Below are 21,068 nucleotides of genomic sequence, written 5' to 3'. Positions count from 1 at the left end.
TGCATGTCCCTCGTGCTGCCCCCATCGCTGGCCGGACGTCCGGCCTTCACCCGCGCCGAAGCGCTCGCCGCCGGCATGACCGTCGCGGACCTCAGACAGCTGGCCCGTGTCTTCCAGGGGGTCTACGCCCCCTCGCCGCCGCAGACCGTGCTCGAGCAGGCCCGGATGCTCTCCGTCGTCCTGCCCGAGGGCGCGGCATACAGCCATGTGACCGCAGCTCGCCTGCTCGACCTCCCCCTGCCCGCCGGCTGGCTCCCGGAGCAGCTCATCGACGTGCTGGTGGCGGGCACGGCCCACGCGTGCCGTCGCCCCGAGGTGAGGGGCCACCGCGGGCCTGTGCCCCATCACGTGGTGCTGCCCACCCTTGCCACACCCGTGGTGGCCCACGAGCACGTCTTCGCCCAGCTGGCGGGCGAGCTGGGGCGCGAGGACCTCGTCATCCTCGGTGACGCCGTCGTGGGCTGGCGGACCGGTCGCACCCTGGACCGGCTGGTGGCGGCCGTCACCGCCGGGCACCCGGGCAGCGTGGCTGCGCTCGCCGCCCTGGAGCACGTCCGTGAGGGCAGCGCGTCGCCACGCGAGACCCTGTTCCGCCTGCGCTTCCTGGAGGCGGGCCTGCCCGAGCCGGAGCTGAACGCCCCGATCTACGACAGGTCCCGCGGCCTGGTCGCCTATCTCGACATGTACTGGCGGCACCTCGGCGTCGGGTTCGAGTACGACGGGCTGTGGCACTACGAGTCCTCGCACCAGAGGCAGGACGACATCGCCCGGATCCGGCGCGTCGAGCAGCAGGGCGTGCGGGTCGTCGTGGGCACGCGGCAGGACTATCCGCAGGTCGGTGGGGTCCTCAAGCAGCTGCGATCCGCCATGGCCGACCAGGCTCGACTGCTCGGCCGCCCCGTCCCGAGCACGCGCCACGACCCGAGCACGCGCCACGACCCGAGCACGCGCGCCTTCCCCTCCCGCGCCCTCCCCTCACCCCGCGCCATTGGTCACCAATGACGTCTTGAGGCCTCATGTGAACGATCCAAGACGTCATTGGTGACCAATGGCGGCACACGGGGGCGGGTGGGGCGGCAACCGGGCACGGGAGGGGTGGGGTCCGGTCAGGGGAGGCGGGCCAGCGCCTCGTCCAGGCTCAACTGCTCCAGGGGCGTCCGCCCCGCGACGGCGTCCTCCAGCTCCGACCACTCACGGGGCGCGGCCACCGTCGGGCGACCGAACTTCCCGCGCAGCGACCAGGGGCAGATCGTCGTCTTGGAGGCGGTGTTCTGGCTCCAGTCGACGAGCACCTTGCCCCCGCGCTTGGCCTTGACCATCGACGACACGACCAACGTGGGGTGGCCCGCCTCGAGCGCGACGGCCAGCCCCTGAGCCACCTCGCGGACCACGGCGACGGGGTGGGTGCCGTCGAGCTCGGCATACAGCTGGAGGCCCTTGGATCCGGAGGTGACGGGCCACAGATCGCCGATCCCCATGTCGCACAAGATGTCTCGCGCCCACAGCGCCACCTGCGAGCACTCCGCGAGCCCGGCGCCGGGCCCGGGGTCGAGATCGACGACGAGCCGGTCCGGGTGCAGCGCCTCCCCCGACGGCGACACCCGCCACTGGTGCACGTGCAGCTCCAGCGCGGCGAGGTTGCCGAGCCAGGTCAGTCCGGCGACGGAGTCGATGACGGGATAGGTGATGGTCTCGCGGTCGCGCGTCGAGCCCGGCGCCGGCAGGGTCACGGTGCGGATCCACGCGGGGGTGCCGCGGGGCACGTTCTTCTCGAAGAACGACGGCCCACCCGTCCCCGACGGCCACCTGATGCGAGTCACGGCGCGATCGCGCAGCTGCTCGAGCAGGACCGGCGCCACCTGCGCGTAGTACTGCAACACCTCGCCCTTGGTGGTCCCGGTCTCGGGATACAGCACCTTGTCGAGGGAGCTGAGCCGCAGGGTGCGGCCGTCGATCTCGACGCTCACGTGGTCAGGCACGGCCGACGTCCCCGTCTGCACCTGACCAGTGGGCGGAGGGGAGAAGGTCCGCGGGCGTCAGGTCGGTGCGCACACCGAGGTAGGCCGGCTGCCGCAGCCTGCCGTTGCCCGCCCGCCCGAGGGACTGCACGTCCACGACGAGCGTCGGCTCGACCCAGCGCGCACCGGTGGCATCCTCACGCGGCACCTCCCCCACGAACGGCGCACTCCCACAAGCACGTTCGTCGAGCAATGGCCGCAACGCCTCCCCCGCACGGCCGGCGAGCCCCGCGCCCACGCGCCCGTCCAGCTCCAGCAGCCCGGACCCGTCGGCCGGCGGCGTCCCCACCAGCAAGGCCCCCACGCGGTCCCGCCCCGACGTCTCGGGACGCCACCCGCCGACCACGACGGACAGGGTGGCGCGGTGTGGGAGCTTGAGCCAGTCGGGGCTGCGGGCGCCGGGCTGGTATGCCGAGGCCCGCCGCTTGGACACCACCCCCTCGAGGCCCTGGTGGCGGGTCACGTCGTGCAGCAGCCGGCCGTCGTCATACACCTCGGGCACCTTCCAGGCCGACCCTCCCGCCCCGAAGGACTCCAGGTCGAGCCGCTCGAGCAGCGAGCGCCGCACGGACCACGGCTGGTCGATCAGCACCTGCCCGCCGAACCGCAGCAGGTCGAAGACCATGTAGGTCACGGGCCGCACCTCGGCCAGCGCCTGGGCCACCCGCGCGTCCGAGACGTGGATGCGTTCGCTCAGCGCCGCGAACGACGGCACCCCGCCCTGCAGCGCGATGACCTCGCCGTCGAGCAGGAGGTCGTCCCCGGCGCGGGCCAACCCCGCGAACTCGGGGAAGCGCACGGTGGCGTCGGCCCCGGAGCGGGCCGAGAGCCTCCACCCCGCGGGTGACCGGTCGGCGAGGATGCGCATGCCGTCCCACTTGACCTCGTGGACCCAGGCGTCGCCGTGCGGCACCTGGGTCGTGGGGGTGGCGAGCATCGGGCGCATACCTCATCCTGACTCATGGGTATGGGCCCCGGAGGACTTACCAGCGGCTCACCAGCGGCTTACCAGCGACGAAGGAGCAGGTCATGCGTGCGATCTGGAAGGGCGCGGTCTCGTTCGGCCTCGTCACGGTGCCGGTGCGGCTCTTCACGGCCACCGAGAATCACGACCTGCAGTTCCACCAGGTCCGCAAGAGCGACGGCTCGCGGATCAAGTACAAGAAGGTCGCCGCGGCGGACGGCGAGGAGGTGCCCTACTCCGAGATCGCCAAGGGCTACGAGTCGCCCGACGGCAAGATGGTGATGATCACGGACGAGGATCTCGCGAGCCTGGACTCCAAGAGCTCCAAGGAGATCTCGGTCGAGAAGTTCGTCCCCGCGGAGCAGATCGACCCCCTGCTGCTGGACAAGTCCTACTACCTCGAGCCCGACAAGAGCGCGGTCAAGCCCTATGCCCTGCTGCGCGAGGCCCTGCGCTCCACGGATCGTATGGCGGTGGTCACCGTCGCCGTCCGCACCCGCCTGTCCATGGCGGTGCTGCGGGTCAAGGACGACGTGATCGTGCTGCAGACGATGCTGTGGCCGGACGAGGTGCGCACGCCGTCGTTCGACGTGCTGGACGACATCCCGGAGCCCAACGAGCGGGAGGTCAAGATGGCGGACCTGCTCATCGAGTCGATGGTCGACGACTTCGAGCCCAACGACTACGAGGACGACTACCAGCAGGCCGTGCAGGCCCTGGTGGAGCGCAAGCTCGCCGGCGGTGACGTCAAGGCGGCGCCCAAGGCCAAGGGCGACGACGAGGGCGGCGACGTGGTCGACCTGCTCGCGGCGCTGCAGCGCTCGGTCGACCGGGCCAAGGCGGCGCGGGGCGAGGACACCTCCGCGGACTCCGGTGCGGGGCAGGAGGGCTCGGGGTCGGACGACAGCGCCGACACCGAGGAGGACGACACCGACGCCGACACGCAGGACGCCGCGGAGGAGGGCGACCAGCCCGCGGCCAAGAAGGCGACCGCGCGCAAGGCCCCCGCCAAGAAGGCCGCGAGCTCCACCACGAAGAAGGCCGCGGCCAAGAGGTCCACGGCCAAGCGGACCACCAAGAAGGCCAGCTGAGGTGCCGGAGGGTCACACCATCCATGCCCTGGCCGGGCGGATCAACCGGGCGTATGCCGGAAAGCCCGTCAGGGCGAGCAGCCCACAGGGGAGGTTCGCCGACTCGGCCGCGCAGCTGGACGGCGAGGTGCTGATCGGTGCGCAGGCCGCCGGCAAGCACCTGCTGGTGGAGGTCGACGGGGACCGCTGGCTGCACGTGCACCTCGGCCTCATCGGCAACTTCGCGGTGACGCCGTTGGCGGACGGCATACGGCCCGAGGACGTCCCGGTGCAGGGAGAGGTGAGGTTGCGGCTCGCGTCGGACACGCACGTGGCCGACCTGCGCGGGCCGATGGTGTGCGCGCTGATCACGCCGCAGGAGGCGCACTCGGTCCTCGACCGGCTCGGCCCCGATCCCCTGCGCGCCGACGCCGACCCGGACGAGGCGTGGGCGCGGATCTCCCGGAGCCGCAAGACGATCGCCGAGCTGCTCATGGACCAGGCGGTCGTCGCCGGGGTGGGCAACGTCTATCGCTGCGAGGTGCTGTGGCGCCACCGCATCGACCCCCACCGCCCGGGGCGCGAGCTGCGCCAGAGCTCCTGGGACACCATCTGGGCGGACCTCGTGCGCCTGCTGCCGCTGGGTGTGGCGTACGGGCAGATCCTCACCCTCGAGCCGCAGGTGGAGGAGGCCGAGCGGCGGCTCGCCGCGGGCGAGGAACCCCCGGTGATCACCGGCCGCTCGCTGGGCACGACCTTCCCGCGGGAGTTCGCGACCTACAAGCGCGCGGGCGAGCCCTGCCCGACCTGCGGCAGCCGCATCCGCACCGCCAAGGTGGCCGGCCGCACCCTCTACTGGTGCGGCCGCTGCCAGCGCCGCCGCTGACTCCCGGCCTTCTCCCGGTCGACCGCCGTGGGCTCCTGGCATGGACCGACGTACTCTTCTTGGCCTGCTCGGCGCCGTCTCGGCCACTGGTCTGGTGTCCGCCTGCAGGCACGAGGACCCCGCGGTCACCGAGCCGTCGACGACGGCGACCGCCGTCTCGACCGGGACTGCTGTCGATTTAGTTGACGGTGGTGGTGCGGTGGGTCAGGCCGCGTGAGCGGATTGGTTGATGGTCTCGAACTCGGTCGGGGTGAGCCTGCCGAGTCCGCGTTGTCGGCATCGGCGGTGGTAGGTCGCTTCGATCGCCCTAGACCAGCTCCGTTTCGTCGGTGAGCACCTCCGCTGATCGGGCCGGTCAGGCGTGAGCATCGGCCCCGTCGAGCTCGCCCGCTGCGTCCTCGCCCCGCAGCAGCCAGAAGGCACCGGCCAGAGCCAGGACCAGCCCCGCGACCACCTGCCAGGTCGACCCCGGCCGGGTGCGCTCCCCCAGCAGCAGGACGCCGAAGGCCGCGGGGAACACCGTGGCCATCCCGTAGTTGCAGCCGAGGACCGGGGCTGCATGCCCGCGGGCGAGGCCCTTCGTCAGATGCGCCTGACCGAGAACCATCCCCGCCACGATGAGGAAGCCCGCCACCCAGCTCAGCAGCGGCAGCTCCCAGAACCGCCACAACGGATGCGCATGATCGCCGATCAGGAGGCGGGCGCAGATCGCCGAGAACGAAAAGCCGAACCCGGACAGGAGGCCGTTGACCACCGGACCGCCAGGCAGCAGGAGCCCCGCGGCGCAGATGGCGGCGCAGCCCAGGAGCACCATGATGTAGCGCGTCTCGATCGGTGGCGGCGCGCCCGTCACCGTGACCATCCCCAGCAGCGCGATGCCTGCGACGACGGCCACGACCGCCCCTGCATCGACGGCCCGCAGCCGACGGACTCCTTGGACGTGCTGGATCACTGCGGTCACGGCCAGGGCCGAGGTCACGCAGGCCTGGACGAGCAAGAGGGGCAAGAAGCGACGAGCGAAGAGGGTGAAGAAGAACCCCGCCCCCTGCAGGCCCGTCCCGATCCACCAGCTCGGGGAGCGCAACGCGCCGCCCTCGGCCTGGGAGCCTCGGTGCAACCGGGCGCCGGAGATCCCGTACGTGAGGACCCCGAGGGCCAGCATGATGACGGCGAGCAGCACCTCGCGAGGCTAACTCAATCGGCGCTTGACCCCCTCCCAGTTGCTGCCCGCCATCCCGCGGACGTGGCGTGCATCTCCCCGGATCTGCAGATTGCCCAGAAGATGCCCAACTCCTGGGTACCGTTCATCCGTGGTCACCGTCCTTCACGTGAGCCAGCCCACCGAGGCCGGCGTCGCCAACGTCGTCCTCAGTCTCGTGCAGGACCAGATCGCCCGAGGATGGTCGGTGCACCTGGCGTGCCCCACGGACGGTTACCTGGCTCACGACGCGGCCGCGCTCGGGGCCGTGCTGCACCCATGGTCCGCCACCCGCTCCCCTGGCCCGTCCAGCGTCCTGGAGACCCGCGCCCTCCAGAAGATCGTCACCCGTGTCCAGCCCGACCTCGTCCATCTGCACAGCGCCAAGGCCGGGTTGACAGGGCGACTCGCGGTTCGCGGGCGACGCCCCACTGTCTTCCAACCGCACGCCTGGTCCTACGAGGCGGTGTCGGGGCCGGTCGCGCTTGCTTCCCAGCTGTGGGAGCGGCTCGCCACGCGCTGGACCTCGCTGACGGTTTGCGTCAGCGAGGCCGAGAAGGCCCTCGGCCAGCGTCGGCACACTCTCCCCGGCCGCACGGTCGTCGTGCCCAATGGCGTCGACACGCATCAATGGCACCCTGTGGAGCGGGCCGCGGCCCGCACCGCGCTCGGCATGGCTGAAGACGACCCGACGGTGGTGTGCGTGGGACGGTTATGTCGGCAGAAGGGCCAGGACGTTCTCCTTGCGTGCTGGCCCGCTGTGGTGGCGGCCTTCCCGCAGGCCCGCCTCTTCCTCGTCGGGGACGGCCCGGACCACGATGATCTCGCCGCGGCTCTTCCTCCTCGCACCACGCTCGTCGGGCGGGGCGATCCCGCTCCCTGGTTCGGGACGGCGGACGTAGTGGTGGTCCCCTCTCGTTGGGAAGGGATGCCCCTGGTCGTGCTCGAGGCCATGGCCGCTGGCCGAGTGGTCGTCGCGACGGATGTCAACGGGGTGCGGGAGGCCCTCGACCTCCCAGACCTGGTGGCACCTGACGACCCCGTTGCTCTGGCGGCCGCCTTGAGGGGCACGCTCGCGCAGGACCATGTGAGGCGTGCCGCAGCCGAAACACGCAACCGGCGTCGAGCCGTGGAGACTCTGGACATCTCCTTGACCACCAATGCCACCGTCAGGGCGTACGAGGCAGTGATCGGTTGAACGTGTGGGTCGCGATCGCGCCGAGGTCTAGTCAGAGGTGCCTAGTCCTGGCACCGTGCTCCTCGCCCCCTTCCCCTCCGAACCGGAGACCGCCATGCCCCAGATCCGCTCCCTTGCCCGGGCTCGTCACCTGGCAAGCGCCCTGTTGCTCCTAGGCACGATCACGACCACCGCAACAGCGCCCGCGCAGGCCGCTCTCACGCCCACGCCAGGCCCGGCCCTGCTCGCGCCCGGCACGTCCCCTTCCGGTGCACCGGTGCCCCAGAGGGCGGCTCGCGGTCTACAGCTGGGGGCCCACACCAATGTCAGCTGGCGCGACTTCGACAAGTTGTCCCAGGAGCTGGACCTCATGCAGAGTGCTGGCGTCACCTGGATCCGCGTGGACGTCTCGTGGGCCTCGCTGCAGGAGCACAACAAGGACACCTACTCCCAGTGGTATGTGAACCGGCTGGACCGCATCGCTCAAGAGGCCAGCCGCCGCGGCATCAAGGTGTTGGGAACCATCATGGGAGCCCCCTCGTGGGTGCCGGTGAAGGAGAACACCCGGTACGGGATCCCGCGGGACAGCGCCCTAATCGAGGGGCCGGCGCGTTTTCTGGCGCAGAGGTATGCCGGTCGAATCGACGCCTGGCAGGTGTGGAACGAGCCGGACTGCGATACACGCACGTGCTCTGTGGTCGATCCTGGCGAGTACCTCCCCCTGCTGCGCTCGGCCGACCGGGGGCTCAAGGCCGGTAATCCCCGGTCCACCGTGGTCGCAGCCGGAGTCAGCGGGATCGACGCAGCCTGGCTGCGCCGGCTGTACGCCGCAGGGGCGAAGGACTACTTCGACGTCTTGGCCCTGCACCCCTATGTCGCCCCGGCCAATGGTTCGCCCCGCTTGGCACCGGTGGGTACGAACCCTTACCGCATGACCAACACTCCCGCGGCCGTAGCCGTCATGGAGCAGTTCGGAGACGAGGGAACGCCCATCTGGTTCACGGAGTTCGGGTGGACCACCGGCCGACAGGCTGGGTCCTATGACGGAGTGGACGAGACCACCCAGGCATATTTCCTCAGGGATGCGGCGATCCTGGTCAACGACAACTACCCGCAGGTGACCAACATGTTCTGGTACGCCTTCCGGGACCGGAACGACAGCAACGTCTACGAGAACAACTTCGGTCTGGTCCGCACCGACGGAACGCCCAAGGCTGCTTACTGGTCGTTCCGGGAAGCCGCAGCCTTCCTGCGGTGAGGTGCGAGCCCGGGGCAACTCAGCGAGGCAGCCTGCCCCGGGCGTGCCGGCCGGCGTAGCGAACCAGGCTTCGATAACGCCAGTAGAGCCCTAGAGCCAGCACGTAGACACCTAGCGTGGTACCCGCTGCGGCCCACACGAGATCCGATCCCGCAGCTGACCCTACGAGGGTCGCGCCTACCGACAGGAGCGCGGCCACCACGGCGCACTTGAGCAGCCATCTCTCCTGTCGGTTCACGAGCAACGAGGTCCACATCACGTACATCACCATGATGGGCGGCGCCGCGGCTGCGACGAGCCGGACGGCCGGCACAGCGCTGGACCAGCGTTCCCCGAAGGCCAGGACCGTGATGGGGTGCGCAAAGGTCACCCCGATCGCTCCGGCGAGAACTCCGACACCGAGACACTTGCGAAAGTAACCCTGGACGAGCGCCCGAAACTCCTCCTCGGCGGATTGCTTCGCGGCGGCGGCGCCGGGGAGGAGCCCGAAGCCGATGGTGCTGGACAGCGTCGCCCCAGCATCCTGGAAACGCGTGGCCACGATGTAGGCCGCCACGACCGCCGCTGAGGATCGCGCGCCGGTGTAGATGGTCCCCTGACGCCACATCAGGACTACTGCTGTGGACGCGATGGACAGGGTGAAGCTGCTGCTGATGAGTTCTCGCATATGGATGAGTCCAGGAACTCTCCGGGGCCGCAGCAGCAGGACACTGGCCACGAGGATGAGGAACTCCTTCCCAGCCACGACGGCGAGGAGGTCCGCGGTTCGGCCGCCGTTGATGGCCACCACCATGCCGGCTCCGACCAGCAGGAAGGGGCCGATGGTCTGCAGGGTCGCCTCGGCGACGACGCGGCCGGTCCCCCGGAGGACCTCTGCCCAGAGATTGACCATGCCGTTGCAGGCCATGAACAGCAGGGTCAGGAGCAAGCTAGGGGTGTCCACGCCTTGGGGCTTGGCGACGAGGACGAGGACGGCCATGACGGCGCACGCGGCTGCGATGGTCAAACCCTGGACCGGGATAGCGGAGGCCAGTGCAGCAGGACCAGGCAAGCGCCCGTTCGCGACCTCACGTCCTGATATGGCGGCCACACCCAGGTCGCTGATCGTCAGGATCAGAGTGGACGTGCCCAGGAGGTACCCGTACCCGGCCACCGTCGCGTCGCTACTGGTCCGCGCGAGGACGAGCACGAAGAGAACGCCGATCAGGCGGCCGGCCAAGCGGGACACGAGGGCCGCGAGAACTCCCAGCCGCGCCAGCTGAGAACCGCCTCGCGGAGCGGAGTCCCTGCTAGGCGCAAGGCCGTCGGCGTCGTCGTCCTCGACCTGCAGTGGGGTGGGGACATGGACCGAGTCGCTCACGGCATCCCTTCTTCTCGGGCAGCGGCCACGCACAGGCCGAGCAGATATAGGGTCAGAAACCCTGTGGAGTAGCTGGCGTAGGAAGACCGCCCGACCCAGTCGATGGCCGAAGTCGCCAGAACTGCGGCCGCCGCCCAGGCCGCATCCGACGTGCGCAGTCGCCGCCAGATCCACGACGCGAGCGAGCCAAGGTAGGCCAGGAAGGCGAGCGACCCGACTATCCCGATGTCCGACTGCACCTGGAGGTAGGCAGAGTCCAGGAAGGCATTGTCGCCCGCGAAGGCTGCCTTGGACTCGGCCTTCGGGTTGTACTTGCTTGCCTTGGTGATCAGGCCCTGGGCGCCACGAGTCGAACCTACTCCCACGGCTCCGACACCGTTGCCCATGATCAAGGACTCGGGTCCTTTGACGGCCAAGGACCAGGCCGTGGTCCTGCCGTTCAGACCCAACAGCAGGGGCTTCTCTGGGGCCCCTGGGTACTCGGCTGTAGATGCGCTCAGCCCCAGCACTAGCCCGGCCGACACCGCGAAAAGACCCGCGGTTGCGGCGAGACTGCGCCACCCTCGGCGAAGCACCATGAGGACGACGACCGCAGCCAGCTGCACCAGGGCGGTGCGCACACTCGTCGCAGCCGTGATCGCCAGGACCGACCCGAGGAGCAACCAGCGGCGCCAGCCGTGAGCCAGGAAGGCGGCGACGACGGCGGCGAGCACCCCTAGAGCCATGAGCTGAAAGGGATCACCAAAAGTCCCTGAGACACGTGTCCCCCCAGACGAGGTCAGCCGGACCTGCGACCCGAAGGCGTAACCCCATTCGTAGACCAGGGCTCGTGGTCCTGCCGCTTGCTGCATCAGGGAGAAGACGGCCTCCAGAAGCGCCATCACCGTCACGGCACCGACGCCGTGCCGGAGCGTCCGCAGAGGCTCTCGAGCGAGCAGCCCGATGAGGAAGAGCAAAGACGCCTGGACGAACAGCCGTGCCCCGAAGACCCAACCCAGCAGAGGGGAACCAGCCGGGTTCAAAAGGTAGAAAGCGATGCAGACGGCCAAGAACCCGAGAGGCGCTCGAAAGTCCCGAAGGGTTCCCCGGGTCTGGGGGCTGCGGGAGACCATCACCAGTGCCTGGGCAGCCAGCAGAAGCGTGAGCAGGTCCTTAGACGCTCCGACCGGTCCAGCAACCCGGAGCTGAAGCTCTTGGGTCAGGCAGAAGAGCGGGATGACGGCCCACGGCACCAGGCAGGGTCGGACGACAAGCAGGACAGCGGCAGAGCCTGCGAGGGCCACCAGGATCAGCGCGGTCATGACGACCACGGGGTGGACTCCGCGCTGACCGACCTGCCAGGCCAAGTACGCGAAGAGACCGAGGCCGACAGGCGCAAGCCGCTCCAGGAGAGCGGCGAGAGTAAGTGGCCCCCGGTGCCGTGCGGCGTCGGTACTCACGACGGCCTCAGCGGTCTCTCCCCGCCGGGGTGCCCTGCGAACGGGAACGAAGCCGCGGAAGGAATGTCCAGGCAGCAACGATCAGGGCGCCCACGCCGAGACCGAGCACTGCTCCGGACGCGGCGGAACGGATGAGTGAGGGTCGGCCATTGGTCGGCTCGGAGCCACGATAGATCTGAACGGGATCCATCTCACGAACGGCCCTCGCCCGCTGCTTGACCTCCTCAGACGTCCGCTGACTGATGAGATCGTCCGCGAGGCTGAACTGCCGCTCCTTGGTCGCGGCCGAGAAAGCCTCGGCGACCCCCTGTGCGCGGCGGTCGGCGAGCTGGGCCGACGGTGCCTCAGCGGTGATGGTGATCAGGTTGGACCCCGCCTCGAGCTTGGCGCTGACGGAGTCCTGCAGCTGCTTGACGCTGCCGAGGTCTCGGGCCGTGCGCGCCGCCCGCTCGAACACCTCGTATGACGTCGCGATCTTGGTGGCGCTCACCCGGTCCTCGTCCGTGAGCTGCGCAGGCTGCCCCGAGAGGACCAGGCCGTCGACGTTCCACGTGCGCACGAGCACCTGGCGCGAAGCGGTCCACGAGGGGCGGTTGCCCTGGGCGGCCAGCAGCGCAGAGATGGCCCCGAGAAGGGCGAGAGCCAGAGCGATCGTCAACGCTCGGCGAACCGTGGGCACGCTCGTCCGGACCATCACTCAGCACCGCCTCCTCGGGTGGCTCCTGCCACCGTCTCGATCAGCTGGACAGCGCGGGCGTTCCACGCTGCCATCGGGAAGCAATGGCCTAGGCGCTGGCGCCCGGCAGCACCCAGGTCGCGCAGCCCGTTGCCTTCGACGGCCTGCAGGATCGCATCGCGAAGGGCGTCGGGATGCCGTGGCGGGGCCAGCATCCCCGTCACCCGGTCGTCGACCATCTCGGGCAGTCCGCCCACGCTGGTGGAGATCACGCCACGACCCACGGACATGGCTTCGAGTGCGACGTAGGGGAAGCACTCGATGTTGTACGACGCCAAGAGGAGAGCGTGAGACCGCGCAACGACCTGCAGCGGCTCCGCGACCTCACCCAGGACTCGCACGTTCCTGGTCAGACCGAGTCGGCTGATCTGACCCAAGATCTCATCCCGGGCAGGACCATCCCCGGCCAGGACGAGGGTGGCCTCAGGGTGCCGGCGGACGACACCGGACCAGGCACGCAAGGCATCGTCATGACCCTTGTCAGCGCGCATCGCCGCCACCATGGCTACGGTGAGCGGCTCATCGACCGGCCAGCTGGCCTCCGGGGCCATTGGCACGGTGTTGGGCAGCACGTGGATCTTGCGGGAGGGGAGCCCCAGCGCCTGGCACAGATAGCGCACCTGGGTATGGCACACGGCCCCGTACGCCGCCACCAGATGACCGGAGGCCGCCTCGACGAGTCGCTCGCGCGCCCCGCGGTGCCCGATGTGCCCATAGGTGTGTTTCCACACGATGGCCGGTCGCCAGCGTCGCAGAAGCACTCCCCGCAGGGCCATCTCTACGTTTACGTCGTGGGCAGAGATGACATCCGGGTTCAGCCGGTCGACGACCTGGGAGAGCCGGCGGGTCACAGTGGGCAGCGCGCGAGCGCCACACCCCACCTCGAGCACGGTGACCGGGATCCCTGCGTCGGAGAAGTCCTGCGAGAAGGGGCCATCCGACAAGGCCACCACGTCTACCTGGTGCCCGGCGGCCGTCAGCGCCGTGGCGAGATAGACGGAGTGCCGCTCGGCTCCGCCGCGGCGGAGCGACGGCATGGCGATTAAGACCCTCATCGCGCCGCCATCCAACCGCGAGCGCGTGCGAAACCTTGGACCGCGCCGGCCAGCTTCCCAAGGTCCTTGGTGGCCATCGCGACCGGGATGAAAGGAAGCACCGAGGCCGGGGCCCCGGCCCGAAGTGCTCGACGCACAGGCACGCTCTGGTAGGCCGCTGCTCCCGCGGCCACCACTCGTCTACCGCGCGCGTCGAGCATCAGTGCAGGGACAAGGACATAGGCGGCACCTCGGATCCCATCCCTGATCAGGAGCTTGACGTTGCCGCCATCGGCACTCGATCGCCCATAGTTGCGATACATCTTCCAGGTGGACAGCAACGAGCCGCGCTGATCCCAGACGAGACGGGCGTCGGTGGCCCCCACCACGGGATAGGCCCGTGACACTGCCAATCCGAAGGTGACGTCCTCGCCGGTCGGGAGGTGTTCCGGGAACCCACCCACCGACTCCCAGGCCTCTCGGGTGAAGCCTACGCACCGACCTACGCAGAAACGGGGGTCGAAAGCCGTGCCGAAGAGACGGGTGTAAAGACGGGTCGTCACGTCGGGGTGGCGCGCCTCCCATTCGTCGGGGTAGCAGGCCAAGGCCTGGGCCTGCTCGAGACGGTCTCGGTGACTCACCTGGTATGCCCCCGAGACCAGCCCAGGCCGCGCTCCAGCGTCGAAGGCCTGGCGCATGGCACCCAGCCAGTCCGCTGCCGGATGGCACCCTGCATCCGTGCAGACGAGGTGATCGTGACGGGCCAGCCTGATGCCGATGTTGCGGCCCTCAGAGATCCCCGCCCCGGGCGAGATCTCGATACGGAAGCGGGGGTCGCTGCCCACCATGGCTCTGGCTAGCACGACGCAGTCGTCGGTCGAACCCCCGTCCACGACGACGCATTCGTCGTCGGCCCGCATCTGAGTGGCCAGCTCGACCAGCAGGCCCGCGAGGGCAGATCCCTCGTTAAGGGTGGTGACGATGACTGACACGTTCGGCCCCCCGCCGACAGCCACCCCTGCACGATGCACTGCCGTCAGGGTCGCATCCAGCGCCACGTCGTCGAAGAGCTCGCAGGGGACCACGGGAGCGCCCACCGACCGCATCGCGCCGTCCCCCACCCAGGTGACAGGGAGGCCGAGCAAGCTGGCTGCGGCCGCGGACGCCCGCGCGCCTCTGTCCCGGCGGTCCACCACCAACAGGTCAGGCCGCTCATTGGGATGTGCAGTCGCCGCTGCCACCAGGTTCGAGACCTGACGCACCGTCACCCTCTCGTGCCCGAGGGCAACCCGGTCGACCGCCTCCCGGGTATCGGGGTGCAAGGATTGAAGCAGCGCGATGACCACGCTCGAGGGCATGAGGTTTCCTGAGGGGAGAGGGGACCGCTGGCGACACCAGCACTCATTTTTAGCCTAGCAATCGACGCTGCGCCTCATCTGCGAAATGCTGGGCATCCCTCCCCCCGAACCCAGCGGGCCCGGACACGCTCCAGGAGTCGACATCAGCACCAGGCAACGCCGTCAACTCACCAGGATCCTCCTGGTGGCCTGCTTGCTCGCTCTGGCGGGGTGCGTTGCCTCGCCACGACCAACGCCCGCGGGCGAGCGGCTGCTTCGCCACGGCCAGGAAACCGGATTCCGGGTAGCGGGTCCTGACTCGTCACCTCAGTCGACCGTGGACACCTTCAAGCGAGACGTGGACCGGCTGGTCTCAATGCGGCAGCAGTGGGTGCGATACGACGTGCCCTCGTGGCGCATCGCACCGAAGGGCTCGCGCTCCTCGGTGGAGTGGGACCGCGATGCCCTGTCCCGTCAGGCCGCGGCCGCCCGATATGCCCACTCACGCGGCCTCAAGGTCATGCTCGTCACGTCAGGAGCCCCCGACTGGTCGCAGCCCCTGGACGACGAGACCTATCGTGGCGTCTCGCGTGTTTACTGGACCGGTTTGAGAGATGCCTTGGGCGCCTACGTCGATACGTGGCAGATCTTCAACGAGGCCGACACCACCCACTACCGAACGTTCGCGCATATAGAGCCGAGTGCCGCCTACCTCGACAGTCTGCGCAAGTCGCTGGCCACCGCTCACGCCGTCTTCGGATCCGGACCTCTTCCTCGGGCCGTGACCACCAACGTCACCGGGTGGCCTTGCGATGATCGCACCGAGCGCCGGTGGGAGAGGTACTTCGGTGTACTGTCCCCGACTCTCGACGTTCTCTCCGTCGACGCTTACCCCGCCACCGACATGAGCCTGGTGGACGCTGTCCCGGCGCGTCTGGACCGGTTGGCCCTTCGGTTCGGCAAGCAGGTCTATCTCGCCGAGTTCGGCCTGCAGACCGAGAAGGGGACCTTCTCCGAGGAGGACCAGCGCAGGGCGTACGTGCACCTGCTCCAGGCGATGGCCCGCTCCCGCTCTGCGGTGCTCATCGCCTATGAACTGAGAGACAGCACGGGGAGCCAGAGCCCTGCGGGTTTCGGGGTGCTCGACGAGGGGGGGACACCCAAGAGCTCTTACGATGCCATCCTCACGGCGCTGTCGGGATCCTAAGGAGTGGCGGTCAGGTCCGTCGAGTGCGCCGACGCACCTGATTCGCCAGAGATTTCCTCACGGAGGACCTGCGTGGCGATGGCGCGCGAAGAGGCCGCCAAGAGGCTGTGATCTAGGCCGCGCCAGAGCCGCGCGGTGACCGAGACCCCTTCAGCCCTCAGGGTACGGAGCGCCTCCCGACCACGCGCTGCCAGGAAGAAGCCCCCGTCGACCTCCCCGAAGTGGAAGTCGTACGCGGTGGTCCGAGACGCCACCCGCCACAGATCGCCCGGGTACTGGACGAGCTCAGCTCGGGACAGGACGCGCCACAGACGAGTTGGCACCCGACCCCCAACACCCTTGAACGGTCCCTTGACCACAGCCTTGAACGTGGACCACCAGGGCTTCTCTCCGGACGGGGTTCGTGCCGCCCCGCCTTGGGCGACCAACTTCTTGCCTGCCAGAGACGCCGTCAGATTAGCCTTGGCATCCAGACGAGCGTAGAACCGTAGTCCTGGCTGCCACGCGAGGTTGTTGAAAATGATGACCTTGTCGAGGCCTCCGCGAGCGGAAGCCCGCGAGAACATCCAACCGGCAATACAAAGACCAGTTCCGATGACGTTAGCCTGCGGAGCACGGGCCCGGGCGTAAGCGATGGCGTCGGCCACGTCTTTGTCGGCTCCCCGCACGTAGGGGTTTGGTTCCGCCGGCTCCGTCGGGTCGCTGAGCTCCCCGGACCCCCGACGCTCCGTCCGCAGGCTCGCTGCGCCCGTCTCTGCTACGTCATGAGCGGTGAGCACCCAGAACCCTCCGGGACCGCATTTGCTCTCGGCACCTCCCGCAGTCGTCACGACCACGTGCTCCCCCTCGAAGCCTTCCGGCTGGGTCCAGACGCCGGGGAGCCGATGGGGCCCCACCTCGACCCACTCCTCCGCGATCACGAGGCCGCCCCTTCGGCGTTCGCAGCGCCGCACCGGCTCCCACATAACCGGGGAGACCGGGTCACCATGCTGCAGTGCGCTAGAGATAGCGCCGAGCTGACGGCGGGGCGCCTCAGCGAAGTGTGGCTCGCCGCCCCAGAAGACCACCTCGTCGTCCTGCGGCTCCACGACGATCCATTGCTCGTCGTCAACGGAGATGCCGGGGAGTCGTTTCAACGCCGCCGCCTGATCAGAATCCAGGACCGCCCCGAGCAGCTCGACCCGGGCGGGATCGTCGAGGACCGGTACCTCTACCCCCACCTTTCGGGCGACGGTCTCGCTCCGAAGCCACGCCTTGGGTCGGACCGGCACCCATGCCACTCGCGCGCCGTCGAAAGCGTCGAGGACGGGCCGAGCGATGGGCGCACCCAGCCGAAGGGCGACCACGTTGACCGGGAGGCCCGGAGCGAGCGAACGGGCCAGCTCGGCGGTGGCTCGCACATCTTCCGCCCACCGTGTCGCGGGGTCGTCCGACATAGGGACGGCAGCGGAGTCCCCGTGGCCGCTCAGATCGGGGCGAAGGACTAGGACCCCGGCCTCCTGGAGCTGCACTGCTAGCGCCCGGACAGCCCGGAAACTCACCATGGCTTCCCGTCCCGCGGAGGGAACAAGGACACATGCCGCCGTCAAAGGGCCCTCAGGCTGATGGATCTGGACAGCGATGTGCTCATCCCCAGACGTCAGCCAGGTCGGGACACTCCTCCAAGACTCTCGCCACGTCACTTCTACTCCCCCAAGTCGTGTCGACGTTCTGATCAGGCTACACAACGGGGACAGGTCACGTCGGACAAGTCAGCATCGCTGGCGCACAAGGCTCTTGGCGAAGGTACCGGACTGGTACAAGTACATGTAGGCCCAGGGAAGGTGCTCGCGGGAGTCGACTACGTTGATATGGCCGTCGCAACAGCGCCCTACGAGCAGGCGGGCTCGGCTGGCCTGAGGTCGGAAGGTCACGACCACGAACCGCCGCCACCCATGGCGCCGCGCCAGCTCCGCGAAAGCGCGTGACTCCCCTTGAGTGGTGGCGGAGTCGGGGTCGAAGCAGTAGACAGGTAGTCGGACGGGCCTTCGCAGGGCTTCGGTATCGCCCCCCTAGATCATCGGGATGCCGAGATGATGACCGCGCGCGGACGCACCTTGTCGGCTACGCCTCGAGCCGCAGCCAGGCGCTCGGGTGTCGACGCTCCGAGGACGAGGACAGCGTCCGCCTGGGTCGGATCGTCCAGGTCGGGGAAAAAGATGGCCATGCCGGGCAGGGCCAGGGCAACCAGGCAGACGGCGGCCACCGGGGAACGGACCACAGACGCCCTCCCCTGGGCCAGGCGCTCCGATGGCGACGGTGACCTCGGAGAGGGGGAAGCCATCACCCACCGGCGCCGGTCACCACCGCGCTCACCGTGCGCAGGATGATCTTGACGTCCAGCCAGAGCGACCAGTTCTGGATGTAGTAGTTGTCAAAGCGCGCGCGCTCGGCGATCGACGTGTCGCCGCGCAGCCCGTTGACGGCTGCCCAGCCGGTCAGGCCGCAGGGCACGCGGTGGCGGGCACCGTACGCGGGGTACATCTGCTGGAACTGCTCCACGAAGTATGGGCGCTCGGGGCGTGGGCCGACGACGCTCATGTCGCCGCGCAGGATGTTGATCAGCTGCGGGAGCTCGTCGAGGGAGGTCTTGCGGATGAACTTGCCGAACGCGCTCAACCGGTTGTCCTTGGCGATGTTCCAGTTGGTCTGCGACTCGGCCTCGTTGACGGGGCGCATGGAGCGGAACTTCATGACGGTGACGGGACGACCGTCGACCCCCACCCGCTCCTGCCTGAAGATGATCCCCGGCCCGCCGTCGAGCCGGACACCGAGCGCGACCAGCGCCATGGGGATGGACAGGACGACCAGCGCCAGGCCGGACAGCACGATGTCGCCCAGCCGCTTCACGCGCCACATGGGCGAGCGGTATGCCGACCGCCGCAGCCGCACCAGCGGAACGCCCCAGACGGTGTCCATGTCTCCCTCGACGTGGTGCAGCTCGTAGAGGCGGGGGACGACGAACAGCTCGGACTCCAGGCGGTCGCAGGTGCGGATCAGCGGCACCATCTCCGACTCCTTCATCGAGGAGAAGGCGACGATCACGACGTGGATCCGGTTGTCTGTCAGGGTGCGCTCGAGCTCCTCGGGCCCGCCGAGGACCGGGAGGACATCCATGGAGTCGACGACCTTGGGGTCGCTGTCCAGGAAGCAGTAGGGGCGCAGGCCGTACTGCGGGTGGTCCTGCAGCAGCTGGGCGATCTCGTGACCGACCACACCGGCGCCGAGGATCAGGGCTCGGTGCCCCACGCGTCCCGTCCGGCGGGCCCAGCGGATGGCGGCGTAGACGAGGGCGCGACCGATCAGGACGAGGGCGAGCAGGGCGAGGGGGAAGGCCAGGACGTGCAGCTCCTGGACGACGTTGGCCATCGGGCGGCTCTCCACCCCGGCCCCCACGATGGCGACGGCGGCGCACGCGATGACCCAGCGGCCGGCGATGGCGGGCAGGTCGTCCAGCGCGGAGAGGTTGAGCCGCGAGTCATAGAGCTTGCTGCCCGCAAAGAGCGCCACGAGGATCGCCGTCATCAGCAGCGCGGGACGGGCGTCGATGCCCGTCAGCAGCCAGGCGAGCAGGCAGGCGGTCACGTCGGCGATGACCGTCGCCGCCGCGACGCTGCGCACCCTGGTCCACAGCGTGGGCGTGTAGGCGTGGAGCTCGGGGTCCGTGAGCAGACGAGGGCGCGCGCGAGTAGAGCCGCTCACGGCGCGGTGCTTGCCGCGCGAGTCGATCACGTCTGTCATGCCCGTCTTCTTCAGGATGAGGTGCGGCTGCGCCGGTGAGCCGAGACGCCTGCACGAGGACCGACCGGCCCACCTGCACAGGCTCTCGCACCGAGGTGACCGGCGGGTATCTATCGGACCAACTGCGAAGCGGTACTCACCCCATCGGCCCTAGACCGACACGTAGTGTATGGCTCTTTAGCGGGTCTCCATACGCCCGGTTACGCCCATCTGTCACGTCAGTGACGAAGGACACCCTCCATCTGAGCTGCGCGTGCGACCGATCGGGTGACCGACTCGACCACCGCAGGGTCGAACGGACTGGGAACCACACGATCGGGCGTGGGGTGAGGGACGCAGGCTGCGATGGCCTCGGCGGCTGCCAGCTTCATGCCCTCCGTGATGCGGGAAGCACCAACGCTCAGGGCCCCCTTGAAGATCCCGGGGAAGGCGAGGACGTTGTTGATCTGGTTCGGGTAGTCGCTGCGGCCCGTCGCCACGATGGCCGCGTGACGGGCCGCGATGTCGGGGTGGACCTCGGGGTCGGGGTTGGCGAGCGCAAAGATCATGGCGTCCTCGGCCATCCGGCTCACCGCTGCCTCCGGCACGGTGCCCCCGGCCACGCCGATCAGCACGTCGGCGCCGCGCAGTGCCCGCGAGATGTCGCCGGACAGGTCCCGGTGGTTGGTGGTGGCGGCAAGCTGCCTCTTGTGGGGCGGCAGGTCACCGCGGTGAGAGCCGATGATGCCCTGGCGGTCGCAGACCACGATGTCGCGCACCCCTGCGCGCTGCAGCACCTTGGTGATGGCGACGCCCGCCGCCCCGGCCCCGGTGATGACGATGCGCAGGGAAGCCAGCTCGCGACCGAGGACCTTCGCGCCGTTCATGAGCCCGGCCAGGGTGACGATCGCCGTGCCGTGCTGGTCGTCGTGAAAGACGGGGATGTCGAGCCGGTCCTTGAGCCGCTGCTCGATCTCGAAGCACCGCGGGGCGCTGATGTCCTCGAGGTTGATGCCGCCGAAGGTCGGCGCGAGCGCCACCACCGTCTCGACGATCTGGTCGGCGTCGGTCGTGTCGAGGCAGATCGGGACGGCGTTGAGGCCACCGAAGTGCTTGAAGAGCATCGCCTTGCCCTCCATCACCGGCATCGCGGCGTGCGGCCCGATGTCCCCCAGCCCGAGGACCGCGGTCCCGTCGCTGACGACCGCGATCGTCGAGGCCCGTGAGGTGTAGGTGTCGGCGAGAGAGAGGTTCTCGGCGATCGCCGTGCACACCTGGGCGACGCCGGGGCTGTAGGCGCGGGACAGGTCGGTGGCATCGCGCACCTCGCACCGCAGCGCGGTCTCGATCTTGCCGCCGAGGTGCATGGCAAAGATCGGGTCGGTCGGGTCGGGGACGATCGGATCCGGCGTGGTGGTCAGGCGGGACGCGTGGGCATAGGACATGGCAGACCCCAAAGGACGGCGTGGCAGCGCTGGGCGCGTGGTCGTCGCGACGGGATGGGTCGCCGTTCGAGCCGATGGTCTCGGTGCGTCACCCTCGGCAGACGACTCCGTGGTGGGAGCCGAGCCACCGTCGGGCGATCACGGTCCCCACAGGCTACCGGCCGGTATGCCGGCCGTCAC

17 protein-coding genes are annotated in these 21,068 nt (G+C 69.2%); 6 read left to right on the top strand and 11 right to left on the bottom strand.

The genetic code is table 11. The features are described from left to right. The first annotated feature begins 3 nt into the window (after nt 1–3). Nucleotides 4–1,002 carry a hypothetical protein gene (locus ACF3NS_RS05325; RefSeq protein WP_392468289.1) on the top strand — a complete coding sequence of 333 codons (999 nt, stop codon included), beginning with the start codon at nt 4–6 and terminating at the stop codon, nt 1,000–1,002. Between the two features lie 104 nt (nt 1,003–1,106). Here ACF3NS_RS05325 and ligD read toward each other — a convergent pair whose 3' ends face one another. Together ligD and ACF3NS_RS05315 are read right to left on the bottom strand one after the other, a co-directional pair. After that, nucleotides 1,107–1,979, bottom strand: coding sequence for a non-homologous end-joining DNA ligase (ligD, locus tag ACF3NS_RS05320; RefSeq protein WP_311966637.1), 873 nt, complete (start codon nt 1,977–1,979; stop codon nt 1,107–1,109). Then, complete coding sequence (locus ACF3NS_RS05315) at nt 1,972–2,964, bottom strand: DNA ligase (RefSeq protein ID WP_392468287.1); 993 nt, start codon at nt 2,962–2,964, stop codon at nt 1,972–1,974. The genes ligD and ACF3NS_RS05315 overlap by 8 nt, the downstream gene beginning before the upstream one ends. Nucleotides 2,965–3,047: 83 nt before the next feature. Here ACF3NS_RS05315 and ACF3NS_RS05310 point away from each other — a divergent pair, with 83 nt between their 5' ends. Continuing rightward, complete coding sequence (locus ACF3NS_RS05310) at nt 3,048–4,073, top strand: Ku protein (protein WP_392468285.1); 1,026 nt, start codon at nt 3,048–3,050, stop codon at nt 4,071–4,073. A 1-nt stretch (nt 4,074) separates the two neighbouring features. Beyond that, a complete protein-coding gene (locus ACF3NS_RS05305; protein ID WP_392468283.1) occupies nt 4,075–4,938 on the top strand; it encodes an Fpg/Nei family DNA glycosylase in 864 nt (287 codons plus the stop codon). A gap of 355 nt (nt 4,939–5,293) precedes the next feature. Here ACF3NS_RS05305 and ACF3NS_RS05300 read toward each other — a convergent pair whose 3' ends face one another. Then, nucleotides 5,294–6,118, bottom strand: coding sequence for a hypothetical protein (locus tag ACF3NS_RS05300; RefSeq protein ID WP_392468281.1), 825 nt, complete (start codon nt 6,116–6,118; stop codon nt 5,294–5,296). A gap of 148 nt (nt 6,119–6,266) precedes the next feature. On the opposite strand from ACF3NS_RS05300, the gene ACF3NS_RS05295 reads away from it, so the two are divergent. Then, nucleotides 6,267–7,334, top strand: coding sequence for a glycosyltransferase (locus tag ACF3NS_RS05295; protein ID WP_392468280.1), 1,068 nt, complete (start codon nt 6,267–6,269; stop codon nt 7,332–7,334). Between the two features lie 55 nt (nt 7,335–7,389). Continuing rightward, a complete protein-coding gene (locus tag ACF3NS_RS05290; protein ID WP_392468279.1) occupies nt 7,390–8,571 on the top strand; it encodes a cellulase family glycosylhydrolase in 1,182 nt (393 codons plus the stop codon). Nucleotides 8,572–8,590: 19 nt separating this feature from the next. Here the strand turns inward: ACF3NS_RS05290 and ACF3NS_RS05285 are convergent, their stop codons facing one another. The 5 genes from ACF3NS_RS05285 to ACF3NS_RS05265 all read right to left on the bottom strand — a co-directional run bounded on the left by ACF3NS_RS05285 (nt 8,591) and on the right by ACF3NS_RS05265 (nt 14,498). Then, nucleotides 8,591–9,931 carry an oligosaccharide flippase family protein gene (locus tag ACF3NS_RS05285; RefSeq protein WP_392468278.1) on the bottom strand — a complete coding sequence of 447 codons (1,341 nt, stop codon included), beginning with the start codon at nt 9,929–9,931 and terminating at the stop codon, nt 8,591–8,593. Beyond that, nucleotides 9,928–11,232, bottom strand: coding sequence for a hypothetical protein (locus ACF3NS_RS05280; protein WP_392468276.1), 1,305 nt, complete (start codon nt 11,230–11,232; stop codon nt 9,928–9,930). Before ACF3NS_RS05280 ends, ACF3NS_RS05285 begins: the two co-directional genes overlap by 4 nt. 145 nt (nt 11,233–11,377) lie before the next feature. Further along, on the bottom strand, nt 11,378–12,028 hold the full coding sequence (locus ACF3NS_RS05275; protein ID WP_392468275.1) for a hypothetical protein: 651 nt from the start codon (nt 12,026–12,028) through the stop codon (nt 11,378–11,380). Between the two features lie 35 nt (nt 12,029–12,063). Next, nucleotides 12,064–13,143, bottom strand: a complete 1,080-nt coding sequence (locus ACF3NS_RS05270) for a glycosyltransferase family 4 protein (protein ID WP_392468274.1) — start codon at nt 13,141–13,143, stop codon at nt 12,064–12,066. A 14-nt stretch (nt 13,144–13,157) separates the two neighbouring features. Next, nucleotides 13,158–14,498, bottom strand: a complete 1,341-nt coding sequence (locus ACF3NS_RS05265; RefSeq protein ID WP_392468271.1) for a glycosyltransferase — start codon at nt 14,496–14,498, stop codon at nt 13,158–13,160. A 316-nt stretch (nt 14,499–14,814) separates the two neighbouring features. Between ACF3NS_RS05265 and ACF3NS_RS05260 the strand changes: the two genes are divergently transcribed. Continuing rightward, complete coding sequence (locus ACF3NS_RS05260; RefSeq protein WP_392468269.1) at nt 14,815–15,684, top strand: glycosyl hydrolase; 870 nt, start codon at nt 14,815–14,817, stop codon at nt 15,682–15,684. Here the strand turns inward: ACF3NS_RS05260 and ACF3NS_RS05255 are convergent. From ACF3NS_RS05255 to ACF3NS_RS05245, 3 genes are all read right to left on the bottom strand, one after another. Then, on the bottom strand, nt 15,681–16,955 hold the full coding sequence (locus tag ACF3NS_RS05255) for a hypothetical protein (RefSeq protein ID WP_392468267.1): 1,275 nt from the start codon (nt 16,953–16,955) through the stop codon (nt 15,681–15,683). The genes ACF3NS_RS05260 and ACF3NS_RS05255 overlap by 4 nt on opposite strands. 1,051 nt (nt 16,956–18,006) lie before the next feature. After that, nucleotides 18,007–19,464 (bottom strand): sugar transferase, encoded by a 1,458-nt coding sequence (locus ACF3NS_RS05250; RefSeq protein ID WP_392468265.1) that lies wholly within the window; start codon nt 19,462–19,464, stop codon nt 18,007–18,009. A 218-nt stretch (nt 19,465–19,682) separates the two neighbouring features. After that, a complete protein-coding gene (locus ACF3NS_RS05245; RefSeq protein ID WP_372490210.1) occupies nt 19,683–20,888 on the bottom strand; it encodes an NADP-dependent malic enzyme in 1,206 nt (401 codons plus the stop codon). Nucleotides 20,889–21,068: the final 180 nt, after the last annotated feature.

It is taken from the genome of Arsenicicoccus cauae (assembly GCF_043162025.1).
Taxonomy (GTDB): Bacteria; Actinomycetota; Actinomycetes; order Actinomycetales; family Dermatophilaceae; genus Arsenicicoccus; species Arsenicicoccus cauae.
Note: the sequence above shows the minus strand (reverse complement) of the source record. Positions and strands in the feature narration are given on the sequence as shown.

What these genes read in the sequence shown, in the direction of transcription:
- ACF3NS_RS05325 (WP_392468289.1), top strand. Translation starts at nt 4, where the DNA reads ATGTCCCTCGTGCTGCCCCCATCGCTGGCCGGACGTCCGGCCTTCACC.
- ACF3NS_RS05315 (WP_392468287.1), bottom strand. Translation starts at nt 2,964, where the DNA reads ATGCGCCCGATGCTCGCCACCCCCACGACCCAGGTGCCGCACGGCGAC.
- ACF3NS_RS05310 (WP_392468285.1), top strand. Translation starts at nt 3,048, where the DNA reads ATGCGTGCGATCTGGAAGGGCGCGGTCTCGTTCGGCCTCGTCACGGTG.
- ACF3NS_RS05280 (WP_392468276.1), bottom strand. Translation starts at nt 11,232, where the DNA reads ATGACCGCGCTGATCCTGGTGGCCCTCGCAGGCTCTGCCGCTGTCCTG.
- ACF3NS_RS05270 (WP_392468274.1), bottom strand. Translation starts at nt 13,143, where the DNA reads ATGCCGTCGCTCCGCCGCGGCGGAGCCGAGCGGCACTCCGTCTATCTC.
- ACF3NS_RS05265 (WP_392468271.1), bottom strand. Translation starts at nt 14,498, where the DNA reads ATGCCCTCGAGCGTGGTCATCGCGCTGCTTCAATCCTTGCACCCCGAT.
- ACF3NS_RS05250 (WP_392468265.1), bottom strand. Translation starts at nt 19,464, where the DNA reads ATGACAGACGTGATCGACTCGCGCGGCAAGCACCGCGCCGTGAGCGGC.
- ACF3NS_RS05245 (WP_372490210.1), bottom strand. Translation starts at nt 20,888, where the DNA reads ATGTCCTATGCCCACGCGTCCCGCCTGACCACCACGCCGGATCCGATC.